At 61.5% G+C, this 4431-nt stretch carries 5 protein-coding genes; all 5 read right to left on the bottom strand.

Annotated features, from left to right (window positions below; all coding sequences use genetic code 11):
* Nucleotides 1-23: 23 nt before the first annotated feature.
* A complete protein-coding gene (locus LNV07_RS25185; protein WP_263573962.1) occupies nt 24-242 on the bottom strand; it encodes a hypothetical protein in 219 nt (72 codons plus the stop codon).
* A 256-nt stretch (nt 243-498) separates the two neighbouring features.
* Nucleotides 499-1296, bottom strand: a complete 798-nt coding sequence (locus LNV07_RS25180; RefSeq protein ID WP_263573961.1) for an SPFH domain-containing protein — start codon at nt 1294-1296, stop codon at nt 499-501.
* A 207-nt stretch (nt 1297-1503) separates the two neighbouring features.
* On the bottom strand, nt 1504-2853 hold the full coding sequence (locus LNV07_RS25175) for an NAD(P)/FAD-dependent oxidoreductase (protein ID WP_263573960.1): 1350 nt from the start codon (nt 2851-2853) through the stop codon (nt 1504-1506).
* A 108-nt stretch (nt 2854-2961) separates the two neighbouring features.
* Entirely contained in the window at nt 2962-3507 is a 546-nt protein-coding gene (locus tag LNV07_RS25170) for a DUF3455 domain-containing protein (RefSeq protein ID WP_263573963.1), read from the bottom strand.
* Between the two features lie 188 nt (nt 3508-3695).
* Nucleotides 3696-4431: GlxA family transcriptional regulator (locus LNV07_RS25165; RefSeq protein ID WP_263573959.1), on the bottom strand; the 736-nt coding region annotated here is incomplete at its 5' end.

Below are 4431 nucleotides of genomic sequence, written 5' to 3'. Positions count from 1 at the left end.
CAAATCTAAAGGCCTCTCGGCCTTTAGATGCCTCTTTTGCTAGCAGGCAAAAGATGACCCGCCGCAATGCTTACTTTCATTCTAAGCGGATAGCCAGAGCTCAAGGCATTAACGTGAGTGGTGCATGCGCGCAGCGCAGCACCCATCGAGGCGACGCGCAGCGAGCCGTGTTCTTTGGAGTTCACCCCCTTCTGCATGGGCGAGGAGCGCAGAATTTGCCGGGCGTCGCGCAGCGACTTCAAGAACTGGCTTCGCGCCCCTTGTTTGAGCGGAGCGGAGCGTAGCGCAGTGAGTTGGGCGCGGCCCGGCAAATTTGAGCATCCGAGCGGACCCGCAGGGCCATGCGGCAGGGTCGCCTTCTCTTGCCCACGTCTCTTGGCGAGACAAGAGAAGTGGGTCGCCCGCCGGGGCGAACTCCCGGCATCGTGCGGGTAAAGCAAATCCGCAGCAACCGTCAGTCCGGTCATATCGCAAATCATCTAACGACTAGCCTCCCCGTCATTTGGCATTCACGATGCCCTTGAAGTCAAACGGAACCACGATCGTGTTCACCTTGCCGGCCGCGACACCCTCGGCAATCTTCAGATTGGCCATCGCATTCATATAACCGATCGCCCCAGCGTTGGCGTTCAAAGCGGCAATGCGTTCGGCCTCTTTCTTGGCCGTTTGTACTTCCACTTCCTTGGTCTTGAGTTCGTTCTGGGCCCGCACCAGTTCGTTGGCGCTGTTCACAATCACATCGGCGGGCGCGATGGCGCGCACCTGGACTTGCGAGACCGTGATTTTTTCCGCCAGCTTTTCTTCGCCCAAGGTCTTGATGATGTTCTCGCGAATCTGCTGTTCGATTTGCGGGCGGTTGTCCGCCATCTTCAAAGACTCGTAGCCGCGTGCCACTTTGTACGCGGCATTGCGCGCACTCAGCGCCACATAGTTCTGCATCAAGAGGATGTCGTCGCCCTTGTCGCTCAGGCCATGGAAGCTGCGGTTCTTGGTCGTCCACAACTCGGACACGGCCGTCGGGTTGACGTTGTAGACCACGGTCATGTCGAAATCTTTGATGGTGGAATTGTCGGACGCCAGCGGCGTCATGTCGTCCACTGCCACCGCAACATCCTGAATCTTGAAGGTGATGATTTCACCGATGACGGTTTGGTTGAAGGAGCCCGGCAGCCGTTCGGTCGGGTCTGTCGTTTTGTCAAAATTGACGCGCAAACCGACCTCACCGGTTTCGATACGGGTGCAGCCTGCGGTCAACAGCAGCGCGGATATCAACAACGGGGTCAGAGCGGCTCTCATGGATCGTTATTTCCTTTGCGCTAAGGCGTCAAATTCGGGGGTTGCGGCAGGGGCCCCGAGGGTTAGGCCATGAATGTATAGGCAAGGTGTGACCCTTTCGGTGACATCTTGTTCAAGATCAGTCAAGCCTCAGTGCCGCAGGAGACAGCAGGGTCGGTCTTTGACCGTCAATCTGCCAACGATTCAAGACCAGCCTCCCGACTGTTGCTACAGCGCCGCCCTCTTGGCGCTTTCACCCTTGTCAGCGGGCTCGGCCACCACGCGGGCATAGCGCTGGAAGCTCCAATAAGCCCAGGCCCAATCCATCAGCACCACCAGGCGGTTGCGAAAGCCGATCAAAAAATAGATGTGCACGAACAACCAGAACAACCAGGCGAAGTAACCGGCAAATTGAAACCGCCCCACATCGGCGACCGCCGCCTTGCGGCCAATGGTGGCCAGATTGCCGTAGTCCCGGTAGCGGAAGTTGGCAGGTGGCCGTGGCAAGACCTGACCCCGGTGAGCGCTGCCCGCCTGCAGCTGCGCCAAGATTCGCCGCGCCGCAAACACGCCCATTTGCTTGGCCGCCGGGCTGACGCCGGGCACCGGGCGGGTCGAACCATCCGGCTCGTGGCTTAGCGCGGCGGCCATATCGCCGATCACAAAAATCTCCGGGTGCCCGGCAATATTCAAACCGCCGTCGACGCTGACGCGGCCGGCGCGGTCAAGTGCGACGTTCAGCGTCTTGCCCAAGGGCGACGCCGCCACACCGGCGGCCCAGACCACCGTGCGGGCAGCAATCCGGGCGCGCACACCCGCCCGCTCCACGTCCACCCCCTGCGCGTCGATACCGACGACCCGGCAGCCGCAGTGCACCTGCACACCGAGCGCTTGCAGCTGTTGCGCGGCCCGCGCCGACAGCTCGGGCTTGAAACCGCCCAGCACACGCTCCCCGCCTTCCAGCAGCAAGACCTGGGCGCGCGCCAAGTCGATGCGACGGAACTCGTTCTTCAAGGTATGGCGAGCGATCTCGGCCAGCGTACCGGCCATTTCCACGCCCGTAGGGCCGGCACCGATAACGACGAAATTCAACAGGGCTTGGCGCTCAAGCTCAGCCTCGGCTGTGGCCGGCAAGGCCTCAGCGCGCTCAAACGCCGTCAAGACCTTGGCGCGCAGCTTGAAGGCATCGGCCAAGGTCTTCAGGCCGGGCGCATGCTCGGCCCATTCATCGCGGCCAAAGTAGCTGTGCGTGGCGCCACCGGCGAGGATCAGATAGTCATAAGCCAGGCTTTGCCCGTCGGCCAGATCAACGCAGCGCGAGCTCTTGTTGATCCCAAGCACTTCGGCCATCAGCACGGTGAGATTGCGCTGGTGGCGCAACATGTGGCGGATTGGCGCCGCTATCGAGGGGGCCGACAAACCGGCCGTCGCGACCTGATAGAGCAGCGGTTGAAACAGATGATGGTTGCTGCGATCGATCAAAGTGATGTCGAGCTCGGCCCGCGCCAACTCGCGCGCCGCCGCCAGACCTCCAAAACCACAACCGACGATGATGAGCCGCTCTCGCTCTTTTTGCATGGCCGTATTCTGGCCCGGCCCCTGCCGGTTTATCAGCATAACGTCATGCCCATGGGGCATAGGCTGGATGTCTCCCGCGCAAAGCCCCCCGGGCCGGTAACTTGGCGCCTACATCGCTCGGTAGAAGATGTAGTCAGCCTTGTAGGACACGACTTGCTTTTCGCCCTCGTTGCCTTTGGCGCAGACGCCCTTGGGTGCAACGCCACCCTGAGTTGCGACCCGCTGGATATAGCTCACCCCTTGCATCGCTCCCGGACCCACTGCAGGATTGGCTTTGACCAATTGCGAAGGGATATTGCCTTCACCATTGGGCGCCACGGCTACTTGAGTGCCGGTCAGCTTGGAGCCGTCCATGTTTTCCCAAGTGGCAGGCGGGCCGTAGTACTTGCCGATCAGGATGCCATTGCGATCCTTCAGGCTCGCGCTGGGGCCCGCAAACACCCACTCAAACTGGCTGTCCATGTCCTTCTTGGCCCGACATTGATAGGTGATGTCGCCAGCGGCAACGGTCTCTATGACAACGCTGTGTCCAGCGGGAACTTTCACGGCGTCTGGCAGGCTGGTCTGGCTGTACGGCCCCATCATCGGGGCCCGGTTGGCACAAGCCCCGAGCGTGGCGGCGGTCACGACACAAAGTAAAAATTGAATACGCATGGCAAGGTTTCTTAGAAGCATGAGTTGAATGTCCAACTCCACTACGCAGCGTGCCCCACTTCAGATTCAAAATTCTTCACTTGTTTGTGCGCCCGGCTGAATCAGCGCTTGCCCGAGTGGAGGCAGAGCGGATCGGGATGGACTGCATCAGTGCCGGGGGTCTCCGCCCACACTCCAGCCCCGCAGACTCAACAATCGCCCCCATGCGCAGCCCCAGAGAATCGCTGCCGATACTGCTCCGGCGTAATCCCGTTATGCCGCTTCAAACTCCGCTGCAAACTGTCCACCGACCCGAACCCGGCCCGCTGCGCCACCCGCGCCAAAGGCCAACTCGTCTGCTCCAGATGCGACTTGGCGCGGTCCAGCCGTAAGGCCTCGAGAAAGCGCGCTGGCGTCTGGCCGGTCTCGCTCAGGAACAGCCGCGCGAAATGGCGCTCGCTCATATGAACCCGCAGCGCCAACGCAGCAATGCTGAGATCCTCCGCCGGATGCTCGGTCATCCAGCTCAATAGCTCACCCAAGCGTTGTCCCACTTTGCCCGACTTGCCGCTCGCCTGCGTCTGCGCCCGCAGGCCGGCCGAATATTGCGACTGCCCACCCGGCCGGCGCAGATACAGCACCAGATCACGCGCCACCTGCAAGGCTAGCGCCTGACCGAGATCGGCCTCGACCAAGGCCAAGGACAAATCAATCGCGGCGGTGATGCCGGCCGAGCTGTAGAGCGGCGGATCGGCAACATAGATCGCATCCGGCTCCAGCAAGACCGCCGGAAACATGGCGGCCAAGCGATCGCAGTATTGCCAATGCGTGGTGACACGCCGCCCATCGAACAGCCCTGCCGCCGCCAAGGCAAATGCGCCGGTGCATACGCTGCCCATGCGCCGTACCTGGGGCGCGCGGCGCTGCAGCCAGGGAATCAGCTTA

It is taken from the genome of Roseateles oligotrophus, from assembly GCF_025717515.1.
GTDB lineage: Bacteria > Pseudomonadota > Gammaproteobacteria > Burkholderiales > Burkholderiaceae_C > Paucibacter_A > Paucibacter_A oligotrophus.
This window is presented reverse-complemented; position numbering and strand designations above follow the sequence as displayed.